This is a genomic window from Flavobacterium xinjiangense (assembly GCF_900142885.1).
Lineage (GTDB): Bacteria > Bacteroidota > Bacteroidia > Flavobacteriales > Flavobacteriaceae > Flavobacterium > Flavobacterium xinjiangense.
In genome coordinates this window covers 1-2500 of record NZ_FRCL01000028.1, presented here as the reverse complement: position 1 = coordinate 2500, position 2500 = coordinate 1, and the positions used below count along the sequence as shown (strand labels likewise).

The window sequence follows — 2500 nt, the reverse complement described above, 5'->3', positions numbered from 1 at the left end:
CTCACTGTTATGAAACATTATATAGCATTCGGAGTTTGTCAGGAATTGGTAGGCGGTGAAGCCCCCGCATCCAATCAGTAGCTCTACCTCTATATAACTTTACGCATAACGCTGCACCTAAATGCATTTCGGGGAGTACGAGCTATTTCCGAGTTTGATTGGCCTTTCACCCCTACCCACAGGTCATCCGAAGACTTTTCAACGTCAACCGGTTCGGACCTCCACTGTGTGTTACCACAGCTTCATCCTGCCCATGGGTAGATCACACGGTTTCGCGTCTAACACTACTGACTAAAGCGCCCTATTCAGACTCGCTTTCGCTACGGATCCGTGGCTTAACCACTTATCCTTGCCAGCAACGTTAACTCGTAGGCTCATTATGCAAAAGGCACGCCGTCACCCCACGAAGGGGCTCCGACCGCTTGTAAGCGTATGGTTTCAGGATCTATTTCACTCCGTTATTCACGGTTCTTTTCACCTTTCCCTCACGGTACTGGTTCACTATCGGTCTCTCAGGAGTATTTAGCCTTAGCGGATGGTCCCGCCAAATTCAGACAGGATTTCTCGTGTCCCGCCCTACTCAGGATACCACTATCGTTATCTTCTTTTACTTATACAGGGCTATCACCTTCTTTGGCTTTACTTTCCAGTAAATTCTAATTCAATCCGCAACAAATAACGTGGTCCTACAACCCCAATAATGCCGTAACATCATTGGTTTGGGCTAATCCGCGTTCGCTCGCCACTACTTACGGAATCACTTTTGTTTTCTTCTCCTCCGCCTACTTAGATGTTTCAGTTCAGCGGGTTTGCCCACCTATCGGTGTACTATGTCTTCAACATAGTGGGTTGCCCCATTCGGGTATCTACGGATCAATTCGTGTGTGCCAATCCCCGTAGCTTTTCGCAGCTTATCACGCCCTTCATCGCCTCTGAGAGCCAAGGCATCCCCCATACGCCCTTATTTTGCTTATTGTACCAATCTCGTTATAAATAACGAGACCGTTTCTTTTACTTGTCTAATGATAAACAAGTAAAAAATGCTTTCTACTTTTTATTATTTTCTTATCTCAATATGTCAATGAACTTTAAAATAAGTGTTCAGTGTTCAGTTTTTAGTATTCAGTCGAAACTGAGTACTGATCACTGCGATCTGATCACTCTTTTTGTGGAGAATAACGGAGTCGAACCGTTGACCTCCTGCGTGCAAGGCAGGCGCTCTAGCCAGCTGAGCTAATCCCCCAATCTAATTATGAATTGTGAATTATGAATTATGAATGGTATTCATAACTCCTCAACTCTAGAATTTCTTCTTTTTTTAAGTTAAATAGTTGTCTCGGACAGACTCGAACTGTCGACCCCTACATTATCAGTGTAATACTCTAACCAGCTGAGCTACGAGACAATTTGATTTGTGATTGGAGATTTCTGATTCCTGATTTTAGATGTAATCTACATCTGCAATCATAATTCTTCTGTCTTAAATCTTAAATCTTCATCTTTAACTTAAATTGTATTATTTGAACTAACAGCAAGAGTAATATAATGTCTTTATTTGTTTCCACTTCGACTTTTCGTCTTCTTTCCCTAGCGTGTATTGCTACTAACACTAAGGCTCTAGAAAGGAGGTGTTCCAGCCGCACCTTCCGGTACGGCTACCTTGTTACGACTTAGCCCTAGTTACCAGTTTTACCCTAGGCAGCTCCTTGCGGTCACCGACTTCAGGCACCCCCAGCTTCCATGGCTTGACGGGCGGTGTGTACAAGGCCCGGGAACGTATTCACCGGATCATGGCTGATATCCGATTACTAGCGATTCCAGCTTCACGGAGTCGAGTTGCAGACTCCGATCCGAACTGTGACCGGTTTTGTAGATTCGCTCCTGGTCACCCAGTGGCTGCTCTCTGTACCGGCCATTGTAGCACGTGTGTAGCCCAAGGCGTAAGGGCCGTGATGATTTGACGTCATCCCCACCTTCCTCTCAGTTTGCACTGGCAGTCTCGTTAGAGTTCCCGACATGACTCGCTGGCAACTAACGACAGGGGTTGCGCTCGTTATAGGACTTAACCTGACACCTCACGGCACGAGCTGACGACAACCATGCAGCACCTTGTAAATTGTCTTGCGAAAAGTCTGTTTCCAAACCGGTCAATCTACATTTAAGCCTTGGTAAGGTTCCTCGCGTATCATCGAATTAAACCACATGCTCCACCGCTTGTGCGGGCCCCCGTCAATTCCTTTGAGTTTCATTCTTGCGAACGTACTCCCCAGGTGGGATACTTATCACTTTCGCTTAGCCACTGAGATTGCTCCCAACAGCTAGTATCCATCGTTTACGGCGTGGACTACCAGGGTATCTAATCCTGTTCGCTACCCACGCTTTCGTCCATCAGCGTCAATCCATTAGTAGTAACCTGCCTTCGCAATTGGTATTCCATGTAATCTCTAAGCATTTCACCGCTACACTACATATTCTAGTTACTTCCTAATAATTCAAGTCA

General features: G+C 45.7%; 2 tRNA genes and 2 rRNA genes (1 of these 4 cut by a window edge). All 4 read right to left on the bottom strand.

From position 1 onward, the window contains the following. Positions 1 to 976: ribosomal RNA gene (locus tag BUC23_RS17110) — 23S ribosomal RNA — on the bottom strand (it extends 1912 nt beyond the left edge of the window). A gap of 193 nt (positions 977 to 1169) precedes the next feature. Next, positions 1170 to 1243, bottom strand: a tRNA-Ala gene (locus BUC23_RS17105). Positions 1244 to 1331: 88 nt separating this feature from the next. Continuing rightward, a tRNA-Ile gene (locus BUC23_RS17100) sits at positions 1332 to 1405 on the bottom strand. A gap of 216 nt (positions 1406 to 1621) precedes the next feature. Beyond that, a 16S ribosomal RNA gene (locus BUC23_RS17095) occupies positions 1622 to 2500 on the bottom strand; the annotation flags it as partial.